This window comes from Rhabdothermincola salaria (assembly GCF_021246445.1).
GTDB classification, from domain to species: Bacteria; Actinomycetota; Acidimicrobiia; order Acidimicrobiales; family Acidimicrobilacustridaceae; genus Rhabdothermincola_A; species Rhabdothermincola_A salaria.
Map to the genome: position 1 here is coordinate 1,235,363 of NZ_JAJQXW010000001.1, position 19,709 is coordinate 1,255,071.

The window sequence follows — 19,709 nt, forward strand, 5'->3', positions numbered from 1 at the left end:
GCGAGACCGTGAGCAACGACGCCGAGACCTCCGAGACCGCTGCGCCCACCCTCGACGACTGGAGGGCAGCCGCCAGCAAGGACCTGAAGGGCGCCGACCCGTCGACGCTGGTCACCACGACCCCCGAGGGCATCGAGGTCAAGCCCCTCTACACCGCGGAGGACGTCGCGGAGCTGTCCACCGACACCCTCCCGGGCTTCGCCCCCTTCACCCGGGGTGTGCGAGCGACGATGTACACGGGCCGGGCGTGGACGTTGCGCCAGTACGCCGGCTTCTCCACCGCGGAGGAGTCCAACGCCTTCTACCGCCGGAACCTCGCCGCGGGCCAGATGGGCCTGTCCGTCGCCTTCGACCTCGCCACCCACCGGGGCTACGACTCCGACCACCCCCGGGTGGTGGGCGATGTGGGCAAGGCCGGGGTGGCCATCGATTCCGTGGAGGACATGAAGATCCTGTTCGACGGCATCCCGCTCGACAAGATGAGCGTGTCGATGACCATGAACGGGGCCGTGATCCCCGTGCTGGCCATGTTCGTCGTGGCCGGCGAGGAGCAGGGCGTCGACCGCTCGGTGCTGGCCGGGACCATCCAGAACGACATCCTCAAGGAGTTCATGGTCCGCAACACCTACATCTATCCGCCCGAGCCCAGCATGCGGATCGTGGCCGACATCATCGCTTTCACGGCCACCGACATGCCGAAGTTCAACTCGATCTCGATCTCCGGCTACCACATGCAAGAAGCCGGCGCCACGGCGGTGCAGGAGCTGGCCTTCACCATCGCCGACGGCAAGGAGTACGTGCGGGCTGCGCTGGCCAACGGCCTCGACGTCGACGCCTTCGCCGGGCGCCTGTCGTTCTTCTTCGCCATCGGCATGGACTTCTTCATGGAGGTCGCCAAGCTGCGCGCCGCCCGGGTGCTGTGGCATCGGGTCATGTCGGAGTTCGACCCGAAGAACCCGAAGTCGCTGATGCTGCGCACCCACTGCCAGACGTCCGGCGTCTCGCTCACCGAGTCCGATCCGTACAACAACGTGGTGCGCACCACCATCGAGGCCATGGCCGCGGTGCTCGGCGGCACCCAGAGCCTTCACACCAACGCCTTCGACGAGGCGCTCGGCCTGCCCACCGACTTCAGCGCCCGCATCGCCCGCAACACCCAGCTGGTGATCGCGGACGAGTCCGGCGTGACCCGCACCGTCGACCCGCTCGGTGGCAGCTACTACGTCGAAGCGCTCACCAACGACCTCGTCGACGCCGCCTGGGAGCTCATCTGCGAGGTGGAGGAGCTGGGCGGGATGACCAAGGCCGTCGAGACCGGCATGCCGAAGCTCCGCATCGAGGAGTCGGCCGCCCGGAGGCAGGCACGCGTCGACCGGGGTGAGGACGTCGTCGTGGGCGTCAACAAGTACGTCCCCGAGGACCCGGAGATGGTGGACGTCCTCGACATCGACAACACCAAGGTGCGTGAGGGCCAGATCGCCAAGCTCGAGCAGATCCGGGCCAGCCGCGACGACGAGGCCTGCCGAGCCGCCCTCGATGCGCTCGCCGAAGGGGCCAAGGGCGACGGCAACGTCCTGGCCCTGGCCATCGAGGCCGCCCGGGCCCGGGCCACGCTCGGCGAGATCTCCGATGCGATGGAGGCGGTGTTCGGCCGCCACACCGCCGAGGTCCGTACCATCTCCAACGTGTACAGCGAAGGCTACGAGGAGGACGAGGACTTCCTGGCGCTCCAGAAGGAGATCGCCGCCTTCGCCGAGGCCGAAGGCCGTCGACCCCGCATGTTGGTGGCCAAGATGGGCCAGGACGGGCACGACCGGGGTGCCAAGGTCATCGCCACCGCCTTCGCCGACCTGGGCTTCGACGTCGACATGGGCCCGCTGTTCCAGACCCCGGCGGAAGCGGCCCGCGACGCCGTCGAGCACGACGTGCACCTGGTGGGCGTCTCCAGCCAGGCCGCGGGCCACAAGACGCTGGTGCCCCAGCTCATCGAGGAGTTGGACAAGGCCGGAGCCGGCGACACGCTCGTGGTGTGCGGAGGCGTCATCCCCCCGCAGGACTACCCCATGCTCACCGAGGCCGGGGTGGCCGCCATCTTCGGCCCCGGCACCAAGATCCCTGCCGCGGCCCGCAAGGTCCTGGCGTTGCTCTCCGACGGCCGCCCGGCCGTCTGAGCGCCTGAGCGCCTCCCCGTCGTGACCGTCCCGATCCCCGACCCCGGCCGCCTCGTCGAAGGCATCCGGGGCGGAGATCGACGGGCCCTGGCCCGGGCCATCACCCTGGCCGAGTCGACGCGGGCTGATCACCGCACGGTGGCCGACGAGGTGCTCGACACGTTGGCCCCGGAGACCGGGGGGGCCCGCCGGGTGGGCATCTCCGGCCCCCCCGGGGTGGGCAAGTCCACCTTCATCGAGGCGCTCGGCACCCACGTCATCGACGAAGGCCACCGCGTGGCGGTGCTGGCGGTCGACCCGTCGAGCCGGCGCACCGGTGGGTCCATCCTCGGCGACAAGACCCGCATGGGCGAGCTCTCTCGTCGCGCCGATGCGTTCATCCGGCCCTCCCCCGGCGCCGGCCAGCTCGGAGGGGTGGCCCGCCGCACCCGCGAAGCGATGTTGCTCTGCGAGGCCTTCGGGTTCGACGTGGTGATCGTCGAGACCATCGGAGTCGGCCAGTCCGAGGTGGCGGTGGCCGACATGGTCGATCTCTTCCTGCTCCTCGTGGCCCCCGGCGGCGGCGACGAGCTGCAGGGCATCAAGCGGGGCATCATGGAGCTCGCCGACCTGGTGGTGGTCAACAAGGCCGACGGCGATCTGGCCTCCGCCGCGGGTCGCACCCGGGCCGACTACGCGGCCGCCGTGCACCTGTTGCGCCCGAAGTGGCACAGCTGGGCCACCGAGGTGCTGGCGTGCTCGGCTCTCACCGGCAGCGGCGTCGACGACGTGTGGGACGCGATCGACCGTTTCGACACCGCCGTGCGCAGCTCCCGAGAGCTCGACGACGCCCGCGCCCGCCAGGCCACCGCCTGGCTGTGGAGCGAGATCTCCGATGCGCTGATCGACCGGTTCCGCGCCGACCCCACCGTGGCCGGTCTGGTGGGTGCGGTCGAAGCCGACGTGGCCTCCGGCCGGGTGTCCCCCACCGTGGCCGCCCGCCGCCTCCTCGACAGCTTCGGCGGGCGTTGAGGCACCACGCGCAACGAACCGAGCCCCGCCTCTCGCGGCGTCATCGGGGCGCAGAGGGCCCACTAGGGTGCGTCCGTCGGTGTACGCGTCCATGGTCCGGCGGAAGGTGCAGATGAGCGACTCGACGGTTTCCGTCGTCCTGGTGAACTACCGAGCGGCGGCGGACACCACCACTGCGGTCGAGGGGCTCCTGGAGCTCGACTGGCCGGCCGACCGTCTCGAGATCGTCGTCGTGGACAACTCGCCCGGTGCGGCGGAGGCGGACACGCTCCGCGAGGCGTGCCCGAGCGCTCGCGTGGTCCCCGCAGAGCGCAACCTCGGCTTCGCCGGAGGCTGCAACCTCGGGGTGGCGAGCTCGTCGGGCGAGTTCGTGGCCTTCTTGAACAACGACGCCCGGCCGGACCCGCGATGGGTGACGGCGGCCGTCGACCGCCTGCGCAACGACACCAGCATCGGCATCATCGCGTCGAAGGTCCTCGACTGGGAGGGCCGCACCATCGACTTCGCGGCCGCCGCCATGGCCTTCGACGGGCAGGCCTACAAGCTCCACGTGGGCGCCGACGACGGACCGGAGTTCGACCGCCCTCACGACGTCCTCTTCGCCTCCGGTGCGGCGATGGTGATGCCCCGCCACGTGTTCGATCGGCTCGGCGGGTTCGACGAGCGGTACTTCATGTTCTTCGAGGACGTCGACCTCGGTTGGCGGACCTGGTTGGCCGGCCTGCGGGTCGTCTACGAGCCGACCTCGCTCGTCTACCACCGTCACCACGCCTCGATGACGTCGATCGATCCGGCCTACGAGCAGTTCCTCCTGCAGCGCAACGCTCTGTTCACCGTCTACAAGAACTACGACGACGCCAACCTGCGTCGGGTGCTGCCGGCCGCCCTCCTGCTCGCCGTGCGCCGGGCCACCACGCTCGGGGGCATCGACCGCCACGGCCTCGACATGGAGGTGTCGCCCCCCGTCGCCCTCGAGCCGGCCATCGGCACCCCCCCTGCCGCGCTGGCCCACCTGTCCGCCGTCGACGCCTTCACCGAGGCCCTCCCCGACCTGCGGCGCCAGCGGGCGGAGATCCAGGCGCAGCGCCTGCGACCGGATGCCGAGATCACCCGCCTGTTCCGCCTCCCCCTCCAGCCGAACCTCGCCGAGGCGTCGTTCCACGACGTCTTCCGGCCGGTGGCCGAGGCCTTCGGCGCCGATCAGGTCTTCGCCGAACGGCGCCGGATCCTCATCGCCACGGGCGACACGCTGCGCCCGGCGATGGCCGGGCCGGCCATCCGCGTCTGGCACATGGCCAAGACCCTGAGCCGGGAGCACGAGGTCCGGCTCGTCACCAAGGCCCGGTGCGAGATCAGCCACCCGGACTTCTCCGTCGAGCACTTCGACGACGCCAGCCTCCACGAGATGGTCGGGTGGGCCGACGTCATCGTGTTCCAGGGGTTCCTCCTCGACGAGCACCCCTGGGTGGTGCACACCGACCGCATCATCGTCGCCGACCTCTACGACCCGTTCCACCTCGAGCAGCTCGAGCAGTTCCGGGACCTGCCCCTGGCCCAGCGCTCCGACGCGATCGGGCACACCGTCCGGGTGTTGAACGAGCAGATCCGGCGGGGCGACTTCTTCCTGTGCGCCAGCGAGAAGCAGCGGGACTTCTGGCTCGGGCAGCTCTCGGCCCTCCAGCGGGTGAACCCCTACGTCTACGAGGCCGACGAGAGCTTGCGTTCGCTGCTCGCGGTCGTCCCCTTCGGCGTCGAGGACGATCCGCCTCGGCGCACCGGCCCGGGCATCCGCGGCGTCGTGCCCGGCATCGGCAAGGACGACAAGGTCATCATCTGGGGCGGTGGCATCTACAACTGGTTCGATCCGCTCACGCTCATCGAGGCCGTCGATCGGATCCGTCACACGCTGCCCGAGGTCCGCCTGGTGTTCATGGGGACCAAGCACCCCAACCCGGACGTGCCCCAGATGCGGGTCGCCGTCGAGGCCCGCGCCCTGGCCGACGCCCTGGGCATCAACGGCACCCACGTCTTCTTCAACGAGGGCTGGGTGCCCTACGACGAACGTCAGAACCACCTCCTCGACGCGGACCTCGGTGTGAGCACCCACTTCGAGCACGTCGAGACGGCCTTCAGCTTCCGCACCCGCATCCTCGACTACCTCTGGTGCGGGCTGCCCGTGGTGTCCACCCAAGGCGACACGCTCGCCGGGATCATCCACGAGCGAGGTCTCGGCATCACGGTCCCACCCGAGGACGTGGAGGCGCTCAGCGAGGCCCTGCTCACCACCCTGACCGACGTGGAGTTCCGAGACTCCTGCCGCACCGCGTCGCTGCAGCTGGCCTCCGAGATGCGCTGGAGCGACGTGCTCGAGCCCCTCGCCAGCTATTGCCGCAGCGCCGGGCGATCACCCGACGCCTGGTCGCAGCAGCCGGTGGAGAAGCAGCCTGCGCCCGTCGGGCTCGTCGAGCGGATCGTCCGCGCCGCGGTGGGGTCTCTGCGGGGGGCCAAGCGGGCCCGCCAGGAGGGCGGGCTCGAGCTCCTCGCCCGCCGGCTCGTCAACCGCGGTCGTGCGCTGACCAGACGCTGAGCGCCCGACCTGGTCGTCGCGAGACCGGGCCGGCGTCAGCCAGCTGAGCGCCGGAGCAGCCCGACGACCCGGCGCAGCCCGTCGGCGATCGGCTCGGGCAGGCGCGCCGCCTGGGCCCGCAACCACGTCAGCGTGCGCACCTCCACGATCTGGCGGGCCCGAACCCCGAGCTCGAGGAGTCCGAGGGGCTCCTCCGCCAGCCGTCGCTGCCGCTCGGCCTCGGCCTCGACCTCGACCACTCTGGCCTCGGCGAGGCGCCGGCGCTCCACGCACTCGGCCAACCGCCCCGCGGTGGCCTCCAGCGCGCGGCGCTGATGCTCGAGCTCGGCGTCGCGCCGTTCGAGCAGGTCCAAGGCTTCGTTCAGCTGACGCCGAAGGTCGTTCTCGGGGTCACCCATTCACCACACCTTCCCCAGAGTGGCCGCCACGAAGGCCGCCGATCGCGCCAACGAGTACCCGGCGAGGATGTCGCGCCGGGCGCGCTCACCCTTGGCTCGACCGTCGTCGGGGTTCTCGAACAGGTGGCGCATCCATGCGGCCGCCTCGTCGATGTCGGGCTCGGCCCATGTCGCCTCGGGCGGGTACGGCCACGAACCGTCGCCGACCGGCGTGGGGGTCCAGGAGACCAGATAGCCGTTGTCGGCGTGCATGTAGTCGAGGTTGGCCGAGTACCCGGTGGCGATCACCGGCTTGGCGTGGGCCATGGCGTCGGCCAGCGTCTGGCCGAACCCTTCGGAACGGTGCAGCGAGACGTAGGCATCGATCAACGCGTACAGGGCCCGCATCGCCGTCCCGGAGAGGTGATCGTCGATGACCACGATGTCGTCGCGGTCGCCGATGGCGAGGCGCAACCGCTCGACGTCGGTGGCCCGATGCTGGCCGTTGATGGACTTGAGGACCAGTGCCGCACCATCTGTCGGCGCGAACGCTCGCTTCCAGGCCTCGACCAACCCGACCGGGTTCTTGCGCTCCATGATCGACAGGTGGTCGAAGAAGAAGCCGAAGAGGTAGCCCTCCGGGAGGCCCAGATCGGCCCGGGTGAGGTGGGTGGGCCCGCCGGGCAGCACCGGGTGAGGGAAGACCTCGACCGGGGTCTCCGTCCAGGCGGCGAAGAGCTCCTGGTTGTAGCGGCTCGCCACCCAGATCTCGTCCACGACATCGAACGCCGGGACCATGAACTCCGGCAGCCGGTCCACCTCCCAGAACCACAGGCCGATGTTGCGGCGGTCCTCCAGTATCGGTCGATGCGCCGCGCTGGCGGCGAGCAGGGCGACCTCGTTCGGGTTCACCGAGAGGAGGTTGACGTCGTAGGGGCCGACGTCGACCTCGAGGGCACGCCGCCCGGGGGGGAGACCGGGGTCGGGGAGGTCGAGGCGGTGGACCGGGAACCCAGCGGCCTCCACGGCGGTGCCCAGGGCGCGGGCGGCCTGCCCGACGCCGCGGTCGAGTCCGAGGAACCCGACGACGTTGCATCCCGGTACGGGCTGCGGTCGGGGGTCGGGCTCCACCCCTGCCGCGATGAGCCCGTGCTCGGCTCCCTCCGGGGGTGCCCACTCCTGCAGCCACGCGTGGAAGCGAGCGGCATCGGCACCGTCGGGGTGCGGGAAGGTGATGCGCAGGTCGATCCGCTCGTCGAGCAGGCTCTGCCCCCATCGGCTCCGGGGATGCTCGATGGTGCCGCCCACGGGTTCGGCGAGCCACCTGCGATAGGCGTCGGGATCGCGGTCGTCGAACGGGTCCGGCGGAGGTGCTGTCCCTGCCGCCTCGGCGGCGAGGAGCTCTCGGCGGTAGGTGCTCCTCTGACGCTGGTCGATGTCGAGGCCGCAGGCCGCCGTGGCCAACGGCCAAGGGGCAGGGGGTGAGGGAAGGGACCGTTGCGCGGCCGTCAGGGCGTCGAGCCGGCCGGCCAGGAGCGCCCGCAGGGGCGGAGCGTCCGACAGCCGCACCCGGGGACGGTCGCCCTGGTGCGCCGACAGCAACCACGGTCGCTGCGGATCGAAACCGCCGAAGTCGACGACGTGCAACGGCTCCCCGTCGACCGTCCAGCCGGTCTCGACGGACCCGTCCAACCGGCGCTCGTGGAGGTTGACGTAGCTCACCCCGACTCCAGGATCGGTGACCAACCGGGCCCCGAACACCACGAGGGCCTCGAGCCAGCGTCGGTCGAGCAGGAGTCCGCCCGGCGGGTCGAGCAGGCAGTCCCGTCGGGCACGGGCCTCCCACCACGCGAGCAGCTCGTCGGCGGCGCTGGTGACGGCCACGCAGCCGGGGTCGACCAACCCTTCGGTGAGCAGCGAGGCGTCGTCGATGCGCCGTCCGTCGTCCGGGAGCGGAGCTCGGACCCGGGGGACCAGGGCCAGCCCCTCGCCGGCCGCGGCGTCGAGGAGGGGTGAGAGGTCACCGTGGAGCTCGGAGTCGGCGTCGAGCCACACGGCCGTGTCGAAGCCGCGCTGCAACGCCAGGCGGAGCAGGGCGGGCTTGAGCGAGGTCAGGAGCTCGTCGGTGCCGGAGAAGGCCGCTCGGCGGTGCACCTCGGTGAGGCTCACCCCGACGGCAGCGAGATCGCTCCACGCCAACAGCTCGGCCCCGGGGACCGACGCGCCGCTCGCGGTGGGGGCCAGGCACGACATGGAGCTGTCGGGCATGTGACGAGACACCGACTCGGCCAACACCACGAGCGAGGGCAGGCTGGCCGGCCCCGCGGCCGACACGACCGCGACCGATCGGCCGGTCGCGCCGACGCTCACGACCCTGCGGCCCCGCGAGGCGTGTCCCAGGTACCGCCGAGATCCAACAGGCCGGGGACGAGCCGCTTCCCCGGGCGCACCCACAGGGTGGCGGCGTTGTCGATGCGGTCGACCACCTCGACGCCGCGCGGGTCGTGGGCGGCCACGTTGAGCACGAAGCTCCCCGGCGCCAGGGGGAGGCGATCGATCCGGTAATCGACGATGCCCTCGCCCCGGAAGGGGCCGACCCCTTCGACCCGACCCTGCATCCCGGCGGTGGACAGGTGCTGCCCACCCTCGGAGTCGACGGCGAAGGAGAAGATCGGCCATTCGACGGTCTCACGGGCCCGCCAGTGGATGCGCACGGTGAGCGGTTCGCCGGTGAGCCCGAACTTGGTCGCTTCGCCGCTGCCGGTGAGGAACTCGACGCCTTCCACCGTGAGGGGTGTGGTTCGCTCCTCGGTGCGCTGCTTGGGGGCCTCGGCCGGGTGCGCCTCCTCCTCGTTGCGGTTGACCAGCTCGAGGTACTCGCCCACCACGTCGAGCGCCGCTCCCGTGGCCTTCACCTGGCCGTGGTCCATCCAGGTGGCGTGGTCGCACATGGTCTGCACCAACGGCAGGCTGTGGGTGACCAGGACGATGGTCACCCCGCGGTTGCGCAGGGACGCCAGGTGCTCGAAGCACCGCCGCTGGAACTCCTCGTCCCCCACGGCGATGACCTCGTCGATGAGGAGGATCTGAGGGTCGACGTGGACGGCGACGGAGAAGCCCAGGCGCACGAACATGCCGCTGGAGTAGTGCTTGACCGGCGAGTCGATGAACGCCTCGAGACCGGAGAAGGCGACGATGTCGTCGAAGAGCCGATCGGTCTCCTTGCGCTTGAGGCCCAGGATCGACGCGTTCAGGTAGACGTTCTCCCGCCCGGTGAGCTCGGGGTGGAACCCGGCGCCGAGCTCGAGCAGCGCCGAGATGCGCCCTTCGGTGCGCACCGTGCCCTTGGTGGGCTTGTAGATGCCGGCCATCAGCCGCAGGAGGGTCGATTTACCGCACCCGTTGTGGCCGATCAGGCCGTAGACCGTGCCCTCCTCCACCTCGAGGCTCACGTCGCGGAGCGACCAGAAGTCCTCGTAGCGCTTGCTGGCGAACTTGGTGAAGATCTCCTTCACGCTGCCGGGACGGTCCTTGTAGAGCTTGAACCGCTTGGAGACGTCGTCGACCTCGATCACACCCACGCCTACAGCTCCTCGGTGATGTTGCGTGACTTGCGCACGAAGATCGACCATCCCACGACGAACGTGACAACGGAGGTCAGGATCACCCCGAGGAACGACGAGAGGCTCGGCCACTGCAGCAGGTAGAAGGCGTCGCGGGACCACTCCACGAACTGGCTGATGGGGTTCAACGAGATGATCCGCCGCATGGGCAGGCCCCACAGCTGCTCGGGGACGATGCTCAGCGGGTAGATGATGGGGGTGGCGTAGAAGAGGAGGTTCATCAAGATCCCCACCAGGTAGCCCACGTCGCGGTAGTAGATGTTGTAGACGCTGAGGGCCAACCCGATCCCGATGGCGAACATGGTGACGAACACCAGCAGCAGCGGGAAGAGCAGGAAGGTGATGCTCACGTTCCCGATGATCACCATGACCAGGGCCAGGATGGCGCCCTCGATGATCGCCTGCAGCACCACCGTGATGGTGTTGGCGATGGCCGGGCAGGCGGGCGGGAAGTACACCTTGTTGAGCAGACCCCCGGCCTGCAGGGCCGCGATGGCCCCCATCACGGTGCCGTTGAAGAGGTTCCAGACGTAGAGCCCGGCGAAGAGGTACAGGGCGAAGACGTCGGTGCCGTTGCCCATCGGCGGGGGGGTCTGGCGCAGGAAGACGCCGAACACGACGCTGTAGATGAGCAGCATCGACGCCGGGTTGATGAGCGACCAGAGCCAGCCGAGCAGGCTCTTCTTGTACCGAGCTCGGAGCTCGCGTTGTGCGAGGTTGTAGATCAGGCTTCGGTAGGCCCAGATCTCGGTGACAGCGGTCAACTTGGGGGGTCTCCTCGGGGCGGGCCGCGCCGGGCGGAAGCCCCCGATCCAGCCGGGTGTGAGCCCCCCGAGGGTAGCAGCGGCCGCTCAGCGCTCTCGCGGCCTCGCATGACCTTCAGGCCGCGGCACCCGATGCCGATGTCTCTCTCATGAACGCGCACTCGCGTGCCAGCCGGGCGCTGGTGGTTTCCGTCTTGGCCACAGCTCTGATCGCCGGCCTGCCGGAGATCGCCGCTTCCGCCGGCACCGCGAGCGCTACCCCGTCCACCACGACGTACGTGGAGGCACCCGACTGGGCCGGGGAGAACCTCGCCGACTCGTTCGACTTCGACAATCCCGAGGACCTGCCACCGGCGTCGACCAGCGGCCTCACGAATCCGGTCGTGGCTGACGGCCGAATGAGCTTCGGAGCCACCAGCGGCGGGTTCTTCCAGCCGGTGAGGACGCTCGGCAGCATCCTGCGGGGGCGTGACAGCGAACAGTTCCCGATCACTGCGACGCGCTACAACCGGATCTCGATCCGGATGTACTCCGGTGCCAGCACGCCGCAGGCGGGGGGCGTCACGTGGTTCACCTGTTGGGGCCAGGTCCCGGGCTGCGCCGCCGCCAAGGCCTTCACGGTGTTCCCGGGTTGGAACACCTACGAGATCGATCCCACCCAGGGGCCCTACCTCTTCGACAGCATCGGGGGCTGGTCCGGTGCCATCACCGGGCTTCGAGTGACCCCGAGCGGCTCGACACCGAGCAGCTTCCCGGTCCACATCGATTGGCTGCGCATCCACGAGGCCACCGCACCGGTGACGGTCTCGGTCGAAGGCGGCGCCGGCAGCGAGGTGTGGTGGGACTCCGATGCGGATCCCACGAACAACGACCCGTCGCGGCTGGAAGGCTCGAGCGCGGGGCGTCTGGGCACCGGCCTGCCTTCGGGGGGCTCGGTGTCGTTCAACGCCGCCGCCTACCCACCGGGCGAGTATCGCTTCTACACCAAGGAAGGTGGGCAGGTCGGCGCCTACAGCGATCCACTGGTCATCGCGCCTCGACCCCAACCGGAGATGCTCACCCCCTCCGTGCTCGGGGGCGACGACTACGCCACGACCCTCAGGGGCGACGCCTGGGACTTCTCACAACCAACCGACGCCGTCGGCATCAACAACTTCCGACCCACGTTCGGTGGTGGCCTGCTGACCGGGTCCGGCAGCGGTCTGGCCGCCGCTGGCGATCCCTACTTCTACCTGCCGACGGCGGGGCCGATCGACGCCACCACGTGGCATCGACTCAGCTTCCGGATCTCCTACGACGGACCGATGGGACTCGACGACGCTCCTGGTGGGGGGATGGTGATGCGCCTCATCTGGGGTGTGGACAACGGGTCGGGCGGCATCAGCTGGCATGACGGCCGCGACGTCGTGGTCACCCCGGGATGGCAGACGGTGAGCTTCGACCTCAAGACCGATCCGCCCTCGCTGATCGAAGACGAGACGTCGGCCGACCCTGTGGGCTGGGGAGGGCCGAGCAGTCGCCGGATCCGATACATCCGCTTCGATCCCCATGAGGACCCGGGGGGCCGGACCTGGCGGATCGACCATGTCCGCCTCGCCCGCAACGAACGGGCCGACCCCAACTTCACCTTCACCTTCCGGGACAACGCCTGGCAGTCGGGCACCACGGCCGAGGTCTGGATCGACGACGATCGCGCCGGATTCGACGGCACCAAGCTCGCCTCGGGACTGTCGATGAACCCGGGAACCAACAGCTTCCAGTGGAACGCGAAGGGCACACCGTCGGGGACCTATTGGCCCTACCTGGTGTTTCGTTCACCGGACGGGACGGTCAGCCGCGCCTATGCGACCGGCTCGCTCGACGTCGACGTGCCGAGCGGGATCCCCTTCGGCTCGCTGGACATGGTGAGCGCTCCCCCAGGGACGGTTCGCGTCGCCGGCTGGGCGATCGACCCCGACACCGCCGTCGATGAGCCGATCGACGTGCACGTGTACGCCAACGGACGGTTCCTGGGAGCCGGCACGGCCTCGCTCCCCCGTCCCGACGTAGGCCGTGCGATCCCCGGCTGGGGCTCTCTGCACGGCTTCGACATGACGTTCCCGGCTTCCGCCGGAGCCCAGACCGTTTGTGCGTATGCCATCAACGTCGGCAGCGGGGGCAATCCGCTCCTCGGATGCCGGACCGTGACGGTCCGCTCGGGGAGCCCGTTCGGAACAGTCGACGCGGCACGGCCTTCGGGGCCGGGGAAGATCGGCGTCGCCGGCTGGGCGATCGATCCTGACACCGCGGCCTCGATCGGCGTCCACGTCTACGTGAACGGCAACTTCAGCGGTTCCACGATCGCCAGCAACCGGCGCGACGACGTGGCCGCGGCCTTTGCGGGCTACGGGCCGAACCACGGGTACTCCCTACAGGTTCCGTCCCGAAGTGCGAACAACGTCGTCTGCGCCTACGGGATCAACACCGGCCGAGGAGGCAACGCGCTACTGGGTTGTCGCAACGTCCGGATGCCGGTCGACCCGTTCGGATCCCTGGACCTGGTCCGGCGCACGGACGCTCGGTCCGTCACGTTGGCAGGGTGGGCGATCGACCCCGACGCCACGGGACCCAACGAGGTGCATGTCTACGTGGACGGAGTCGGCGCGGCCGCGCTGACGGCCGACCGGCTCCGCTCCGACGTCGGCCAGGTGTATCCGGCGTTCGGTCCTCGCCACGGGTTCGCCGCCACCCTCGGGGTGACCCCTGGCCCGCACGTGCTCTGCGCCTACGCCGTCAACAGCCCCGGGACGGCCGGCGGGAACGCCTTGTTGGGCTGCCGGAGGATCTGACCCGGGATGTCGCCTCGGCGCGGCGAATCGGACAGCGGTGCGTCTCGGAGCCGAGCTCAGGCGGGAGGGGCAGCAACGAGCGCCAGCGCCAGCGACCCCACGGCGAGGACCGCAGCAGAGCCGGCGACGACGAGGGAGGTGCGATAGCGCAGTGCAGGCACCGCAGCCGCGAGCAGCGCTGGTATCAGCGCAAGGCCATACCGGCTCGGGATGACCACGTAGAGGCCTTGCACGATCGCGTTGAAGAGGACGAGGAGCGGGCCCAGCAGGGGCAAGAGCACGAGGGCGCAGACACCGAGCGATCGTTCTCGGCTTCCCCGCACCGCGAGGATCGTTCCCGCCACCGCACCGACGACGATCAACATGGCGACGATGGCCGCCATCGCCATCACGCCGTCGGTCTGGAGGATGTCGGGCAGGTAGGGCGTCTGCAGGGGGCTGACCGTCTGGCTCCAGGAGCTCGCCATCTCGACGAGCGGGAAGCTCGTGATCTCGTAGCGTGACACCATCGGAATCGTCGATGGCGGTGCTTCCTGGAGCACGCGCTGCGCGACGAACCAACCGAACGACACCACACCGACGACGACGACGAGACCGCCGGCCATCGTCAAGAGGCGCCGCGCGCGCGACTCCGGTTGCCAGAAGCGCTCCTTCAGCCCGAAGCGGGTGGAGCGCAGCCCTTCCTCATCCGTGCTGTTCACGGCACGGACGACGAGGTAGGCCACGACGACGGCGACACCCACCAGGTTCGTCACCTTGATGGCCGCGGCCAACCCCACCAGTGCGAGGGGCACCCACGTCGTCATCCGGCCGCGTTCCCATCGCAGAGTCGCCCACAGCAGCGCCGCACCAGTCAGCAGTGCGGTCCCATCCGGGTTGATCGTGGCGCTCGCGTGCAACACCGTCGGAGCGGTGACGGCCAGCAGGATGAGACTCGATCGCCCGAGGAGTCCGGCCCCCAGCTCGGCGAGCAGCAGCCACAGGAAGACGACACTGCCCACCACCCAGGTCAGCCCGGCCAGCCTCCCGGTTGTCAGCAGGTCGTGGTCACCAGGAAGGACGACGTCGATCCCTCTCGCGAGGACCCCGCCGACCATGTAGTAGGTCGGGGGGTGGATGAACGCCGTGTTGTATCCCTCTTCCTGGAAGGTGGCAGGGTCGAGGTAGGGACCATCAGCGGGCTGACAGGGCGGTACTGCTTCGTCGAAGGGGGAATCGATGCGTTGACAGGTCTGGATCCGAAGCGTCTCCTGCCCCATCCGCTCCCCACTGCCGATGAGATCGCCCCGGGGGATGCGGATCAACGAATCGAGATGCTGAGCCTCGTCGATCGGCGACAGCTCGGTGTAGCGCAACATGTGGGCCACGTTGATCCCGCACGCAACGACGAGCAGCGCCGCGAGGGTGAGCCCCGCCCGGGTCCGCGCCGAGCGTTCCGGGTGGCCGGTTGCAGGGAGGTGCTCGTCGTTCACCAAGAGATGACGATGGGTCTCGGCACGGGACGCGACCCTAGCTTCCGGGCCTGAGGTCGCCGGGCAACGCAGACCGGTCGGCGGCCAACCGTGGACGTGTGCACCAGTCCGCGAGCGGAGCGGCGGCGCTCGACCACGTGGACCGGGCCGCCCGCGAGGCGATCCGCGCCGACCGCCGCCGAGCTGTCTCGGCGGTCTCGCCGGCGAGCGACCGCAGCGCCGCCGCCACGGCCCCGGCGCTCCCGAAGGGAACGACCGCGCCGAGCTCCTCCCCCTCCACGATGTCGGCGAAGTGATCACCCTGCGTGCACAGGATCGGAAGACCGGCCCACAGGTAGTCGAGGATCCTGGTGCGGAACGAGAACGTGGTCTCGACGTGGTCGTGGTGGAGGCTGACCCCGATGTCCGCCGAGAGCAACCAGTCCCCCCGCTCGGCGTAGGGCACCCATCGTTCGACGAGCACGACCCGCCGACCCAGCACGCCGAGGTCGTCGGCGAGCTGCCGGGTGCGCTCGACCAGCGGCGAGGCCCCCACTGCCGGGGTGGGGTGGGGTCCGGCGAGGAAGACGGCGACCACCCGCTCGTCCTCGCACCGCGCCACTGCCCGGACGAGGGTCAGGGGATCGAGCCAGCCGTAGAGCCCCCCGCCCCACAGCGCCACCACCGCGTCGTCGGCCACCAGCCCGGCCGATCCGCGCAGCGGATCCCCCCCGGTCGGCTCCGGTGGGTCGCTGGGGGTCCCGAAGGGCACGACGGCGCAGAGCGACCGCAGGGTGGGGTCCTCGGCCACGGTCCGGGGGTTCACCCGTCCGGCGGCCACGAGCAGGCCCAGCACCAGGTGGCGCTGACGTTCGCTGGCGACCAGCACCAGGTCGGCCCGCTCGAGCGGATCGAGGAGGTGACGGCGGGCGGCCGACACCCAATCCCGCTGCTCGTTGACGGGTGAGCCCTGGAACCGCACCAGCGTCTCGAGCAGCCCGGGATCGTAGGCGTCGACCACGACCGGGATCCCCAGCTCGAAGATCCACGGCCGCTCGGCCAGCACCGCGGAGAACCCCACGACAGCGTCGGCCCCCTGCAGCCTCGCCCGCACGGCCTCGTCGTCCTCGACCGCCGAGACCGGCGGTGTCCCGGCCGGAAGGGGGCCGCTGACCTCGGGGGCCAGGACCTCCACCGGATGCCCTTCGGCGGCGAGCGCCCGGGCCAGTTCGACCGCCCTGATGGCCGGCCCGGCCATGAGGGGCCCGACCGGGTCCCCGGTCAGGAAGCAGATCCGGCCCGCACCCCTCGCCGTCGCGTTCAAATCTCGATGGGTTCGTGCTCGATGGCCTCGACCAGCGGTTCGATGCCGATCCCCTCGGCCAACCCGATCCGCGACCAGGTGGCGAAGCCCATGGCGGTGGCCGCGGCCGCCGATCCGACGATGAAGCCGATCTCGACCCTCAGCTCCAGATCGGGGATGATCGCGATCACGGCGAGGCAGGCCAGCAGGCCGAGGGCCCAGGAGCCCGCCATCAGCTTGTGCCCACCCAGGGCCATGAGCGCCTGGGCGAGGGTCATGGCGACGATGAACGCGCCGCTGCCGGCGGCCAGTAGACCGAGGCCGGTGGCTCCGAGGTTGAAGTCGTTGAACAGGATGCGCCCGACGAAGGGGCCCACGGTGAAGGCCCCGATGGCGCCCAGGACGGCCACGCCCACGACGACGAGCAACAGCTTCTGGAGCCCCACGCGGAACTCGTCGTGGCGCCCGGACCCGGCCAGCCCGGCGAGCTTGGGCAGCAGCGTGCCCTGTATCGCCTGGAACGCCAGCACCGGCACGCGGGCGACGAAGAACGCGGAGGCGAACCCGGCGGCCAGGACGGCTTCGTCCGGGCCGCTGAGCAGGTTCACGGCCAGCAGGGGCGAGTAGGCCAGCGACTGGGTCAGCACCGACCCCAGCATCAGCCAGCCCAGGGCGGCCGAGAGCTCGCTGTACGGCGCGTCGGGTCCCGTCTCGAGCAGACCTCGCTGGCGCCGCAGGGCGAAGGCGGCGGCGAAGAACGGGGCGATGGCCAGCACCATGGCGTAGGCGCCGGCGCGGTCCACCCCGACCCCCGCCAGCGCGAGGGCGCCCACGAGGCGCAGGATGCCCTCGGCGGCCAGCAGCTCGCCGTAGGCCCGGAACCGACCCTGCCCGGCGAGCACGCCGCGCGTGAGGTGCACGACGTAGAACCCGATGAGGCCCACCACGATCGCGGGCACGAACAGCATGTCGCCGTGGTAGAGGCGATCGTTGAGCAGCGGCGTCGACGCCACCGACGCGATGATCAGGACCAGGGTGATGAGGCCGCCCAGGCGGGCCGCCCGGTGCACCAGGGGGCCGCCGCCGAGGCCCTGCGCCCGGCGGTGGGCGACCGCTCGGCCCACCTCCTGTTCGAGGGGGAGGAAGAAGCCGGGCCCGGCCACGAAGATGACCGCCCAGAACGCCGAGAAGGCCGCGGCTGCGCCGCCGACGAGCGAGTTCAGGGAGATGACGACGAAGACGTACGAGGTGAGGGCGGCGACGGCCAGGCCGGCACCGACCGACGTCGTGCCCTCGGGCAGCGTCTGACGGGCCTGGGCGGCGATCCGCGTGGCCTTGGCCTTCATCGGGTGGCCTCGGCGACCCGGGCCGAACCGACGATCTGGTCGAGGACCTCGTGCGGAGGAAGGATGGAACGGCGCTCCGCGTCGACGTCGCCGGCGCCTGCGGCCAGTGCCACGAAGTGCTCGAGCTGGGTGACCAGGGGCTCGCGGGCGTCGAGGATGGCCGGGATGTCGATCACCGTCTGCTGGCGGTAGCCGGTCTGGCGGCCCTCGAGGAAGTCGGCGCCCACGTGGTGGTACACGGTGATGTCACGCCGGAGCAGGTCGACCTCGATGAGACGTTCGAGCTCGGCGACCTGCAGGGTGCGCAGCTTGCGCTGGGAGACCCGGCTGGCCGAGAGGCCCGCCACCAGACCCCGGGGGAACGACAGCGCGATCTCCGCGATGTCCTCGGAGCCCGGCGGGGACGTGGGGTGGCACCTCGAGAGCTGGGCCTGCACGCGATCGGGGCGCTCACCGGCCAGCCGGATGGCGAGGTCGACGTCGTGGATGGCGAGGTCGAACGCCACGCCCTGGGTGATGCGCGGCGTGTGCGGCGAGTGGCGCACCACGTTCACGTGGACGGGGTTCTCGACGATCTCGTGCATCTTGAGCACTGCCGGGTTGAACCGCTCGAGCAGCCCGCAGACGAGCGGGACGCCGTTGGCCTCGGAGGCCTCGACCAACCGACGGGCCTCGTCGAGATCCTGCGACAGCGGCTTCTCGACCAGCGTGGGACGACCGGCGTCGAGCGACCGCAGCGCCCACTCGAGGTGGGTCTCGCTGGGCGTGGCCACGACGAGGGCGTCGATCGCGCCGAAGTCATCGAGGTCGGGGACCCACTTCGAGCCCCACGTCTCGGCGGTGGCCAGTCCTCGCGTGGCGTCGGTGTCGACGACGAAGGTGAGCTCGGTCGAGAGGTGCTGGGCGATGACCCGGGCGTGCAGCGAGCCCATCATCCCCGAGCCCACGAGGGCGATCCGTAGTGGCGACATTCGTGATCGAAAGTACCACCGGCGCGTCGGCGGCCCGGGAACCCCGGCGGGTGCCGTGGGGCGCCGTTGGGCGCCCCGGAGCGGGCTAGGGCCGGTTCTCGGCGATCGCCCGTTCGTAGAGGTCGAGGTGGGCGGCGGTCACGGCCTCCATGGAGAAGCGCTCCTCGATGAGGCGCCGCCCACCCTCTCCGACCTGGCGCCGTAGAGCCGGGTCGTCGAGCAGCCGCACGAACGCGTCGGCGATGCCTCGGAGATCGCCGGCGCGGGCCAGCAGCACGTTCTCGCCGTCGACGAGACGACCGGTCGGGTAGTTGTCGGGGAGCGCGGTGGTCACCACCGGCACCCCGGCCGCCAGCATCTCCAGGCTGGCGGTGCCGAAGCCGAGATCCTGCAGGTCGTGGGCCTCGACGTCCGCCGCCGCCGCGAAGTCCGGCACCTCGTGCTTGGGCACCGCGCCGGTGACGATGAGCGACCCGTCCACGCCCAACTCCTTCGCCCGCCGCTCGAAGCGGTCGTCGTAGACGTGACCGACCACCACCACGGCCACGTCGGGAACCTTCTCGAGGATGCGAGGCATGGCCTCGACCAGGGCGAGACGATCGCGGAGCGGGATGACGTGGCCCAACGACAGGATCGTCGGGCGGTCGCCGATGCCGAGGCGATCTCGCACCGTCGCCCCGTCGCCGGTGGTGAAGCGGTCGGTCTCGACCCCCACCGGGATGTCGACGACGTGGTCCTCGGCGATGCCGTAGCGGGCTCGCACGTACGTGTGCACCGGACCGTCGACCGCCACCACCCACGGCCGCGACGCCCGCACGAGGGCCCGCACCACCGTGAGGTCGCCCGCGGCCATCACCCCGCCGTGCAGGCGGCTGGGGCTGATGAGGCGGGTGTGCACCGACAGTACGACGGGGACGTGGCGACGCCGAGCCCACAGGGTGCTCATCCAGGTCAGGTCGAAGAACTGCCCGTGCTGGTGGACGACGTCGGGTGCGAACTCGTCGAGGAGCCGGAACGCCCGACGGATGTTCCGCGGGGAGGCTGCGAACGGGATGTCGTAGTTGAACGCCAGCCGCGACGTGGGCGCGAACCCCGGGAGTCGCACCACCCGCAACCCCCCGACCGTCTCCTCGGGCGGGGCGTCGGGGAACGACGAGGTGATGACCATCACCTCGTGGCCGGCCTCGGCGCAGTGGCGGGCCACCGCCTCGCTCAGGTGGGCGCTGCCCCCGGCCCGCGGCGGGAAAAAGGCGTTGACGACGGCGATGCGCACGGTA

General features: G+C 70.5%; 13 protein-coding genes. 4 read left to right on the forward strand and 9 right to left on the reverse strand.

Features of this window, described 5'->3' with window-relative positions; all coding sequences use genetic code 11:
* Positions 1 to 8 precede the first annotated feature (8 nt).
* From scpA to LUW87_RS05820, 3 genes are all read left to right on the forward strand, one after another.
* Entirely contained in the window at positions 9 to 2,171 is a 2,163-nt protein-coding gene (scpA, locus tag LUW87_RS05810) for a methylmalonyl-CoA mutase (RefSeq protein WP_232670145.1), read from the forward strand.
* Positions 2,172 to 2,192: 21 nt separating this feature from the next.
* A complete protein-coding gene (meaB, locus tag LUW87_RS05815) occupies positions 2,193 to 3,182 on the forward strand; it encodes a methylmalonyl Co-A mutase-associated GTPase MeaB (protein WP_232670146.1) in 990 nt (329 codons plus the stop codon).
* Positions 3,183 to 3,294: 112 nt separating this feature from the next.
* The gene (locus LUW87_RS05820; protein ID WP_232670147.1) at positions 3,295 to 5,769 is read left to right on the forward strand and encodes a glycosyltransferase; all 2,475 of its coding nucleotides are present in this window, start codon (positions 3,295 to 3,297) and stop codon (positions 5,767 to 5,769) included.
* 35 nt (positions 5,770 to 5,804) lie between these two features.
* Here LUW87_RS05820 and LUW87_RS05825 read toward each other — a convergent pair whose 3' ends face one another.
* The 4 genes from LUW87_RS05825 to LUW87_RS05840 all read right to left on the reverse strand — a co-directional run bounded on the left by LUW87_RS05825 (position 5,805) and on the right by LUW87_RS05840 (position 10,533).
* A complete protein-coding gene (locus tag LUW87_RS05825; protein WP_232670148.1) occupies positions 5,805 to 6,167 on the reverse strand; it encodes a hypothetical protein in 363 nt (120 codons plus the stop codon).
* Complete coding sequence (locus tag LUW87_RS05830) at positions 6,168 to 8,414, reverse strand: glycosyltransferase (RefSeq protein ID WP_232670150.1); 2,247 nt, start codon at positions 8,412 to 8,414, stop codon at positions 6,168 to 6,170.
* A 98-nt stretch (positions 8,415 to 8,512) separates the two neighbouring features.
* Positions 8,513 to 9,727, reverse strand: coding sequence for an ABC transporter ATP-binding protein (locus LUW87_RS05835; protein ID WP_232670151.1), 1,215 nt, complete (start codon positions 9,725 to 9,727; stop codon positions 8,513 to 8,515).
* Between the two features lie 2 nt (positions 9,728 to 9,729).
* Positions 9,730 to 10,533, reverse strand: a complete 804-nt coding sequence (locus LUW87_RS05840; protein WP_232670152.1) for an ABC transporter permease — start codon at positions 10,531 to 10,533, stop codon at positions 9,730 to 9,732.
* A gap of 194 nt (positions 10,534 to 10,727) precedes the next feature.
* Between LUW87_RS05840 and LUW87_RS05845 the strand changes: the two genes are divergently transcribed.
* On the forward strand, positions 10,728 to 13,361 hold the full coding sequence (locus LUW87_RS05845; RefSeq protein ID WP_232670153.1) for a hypothetical protein: 2,634 nt from the start codon (positions 10,728 to 10,730) through the stop codon (positions 13,359 to 13,361).
* A 56-nt stretch (positions 13,362 to 13,417) separates the two neighbouring features.
* Here LUW87_RS05845 and LUW87_RS05850 read toward each other — a convergent pair whose 3' ends face one another.
* The 5 genes from LUW87_RS05850 to LUW87_RS05870 all read right to left on the reverse strand — a co-directional run bounded on the left by LUW87_RS05850 (position 13,418) and on the right by LUW87_RS05870 (position 19,705).
* The gene (locus LUW87_RS05850; RefSeq protein ID WP_232670154.1) at positions 13,418 to 14,833 is read right to left on the reverse strand and encodes a hypothetical protein; all 1,416 of its coding nucleotides are present in this window, start codon (positions 14,831 to 14,833) and stop codon (positions 13,418 to 13,420) included.
* A 37-nt stretch (positions 14,834 to 14,870) separates the two neighbouring features.
* Positions 14,871 to 16,070, reverse strand: coding sequence for a glycosyltransferase (locus tag LUW87_RS05855; protein ID WP_232670155.1), 1,200 nt, complete (start codon positions 16,068 to 16,070; stop codon positions 14,871 to 14,873).
* A 62-nt stretch (positions 16,071 to 16,132) separates the two neighbouring features.
* Positions 16,133 to 17,461 (reverse strand): hypothetical protein, encoded by a 1,329-nt coding sequence (locus LUW87_RS05860; RefSeq protein ID WP_232670156.1) that lies wholly within the window; start codon positions 17,459 to 17,461, stop codon positions 16,133 to 16,135.
* Complete coding sequence (locus LUW87_RS05865; protein WP_232670157.1) at positions 17,458 to 18,432, reverse strand: Gfo/Idh/MocA family protein; 975 nt, start codon at positions 18,430 to 18,432, stop codon at positions 17,458 to 17,460. The genes LUW87_RS05860 and LUW87_RS05865 overlap by 4 nt, the downstream gene beginning before the upstream one ends.
* A gap of 85 nt (positions 18,433 to 18,517) precedes the next feature.
* The gene (locus LUW87_RS05870; RefSeq protein WP_232670158.1) at positions 18,518 to 19,705 is read right to left on the reverse strand and encodes a glycosyltransferase family 4 protein; all 1,188 of its coding nucleotides are present in this window, start codon (positions 19,703 to 19,705) and stop codon (positions 18,518 to 18,520) included.
* Positions 19,706 to 19,709 lie beyond the last annotated feature (4 nt).

Coding starts and splice junctions, on each gene's coding strand:
- LUW87_RS05820 (WP_232670147.1), top strand. CDS start 3,295: ATGAGCGACTCGACGGTTTCCGTCGTCCTGGTGAACTACCGAGCGGCG.
- LUW87_RS05825 (WP_232670148.1), bottom strand. CDS start 6,167: ATGGGTGACCCCGAGAACGACCTTCGGCGTCAGCTGAACGAAGCCTTG.
- LUW87_RS05830 (WP_232670150.1), bottom strand. CDS start 8,414: ATGCCCGACAGCTCCATGTCGTGCCTGGCCCCCACCGCGAGCGGCGCG.
- LUW87_RS05855 (WP_232670155.1), bottom strand. CDS start 16,070: ATGGCCGGGCCGGCCATCAGGGCGGTCGAACTGGCCCGGGCGCTCGCC.
- LUW87_RS05860 (WP_232670156.1), bottom strand. CDS start 17,461: ATGAAGGCCAAGGCCACGCGGATCGCCGCCCAGGCCCGTCAGACGCTG.
- LUW87_RS05865 (WP_232670157.1), bottom strand. CDS start 18,432: ATGTCGCCACTACGGATCGCCCTCGTGGGCTCGGGGATGATGGGCTCG.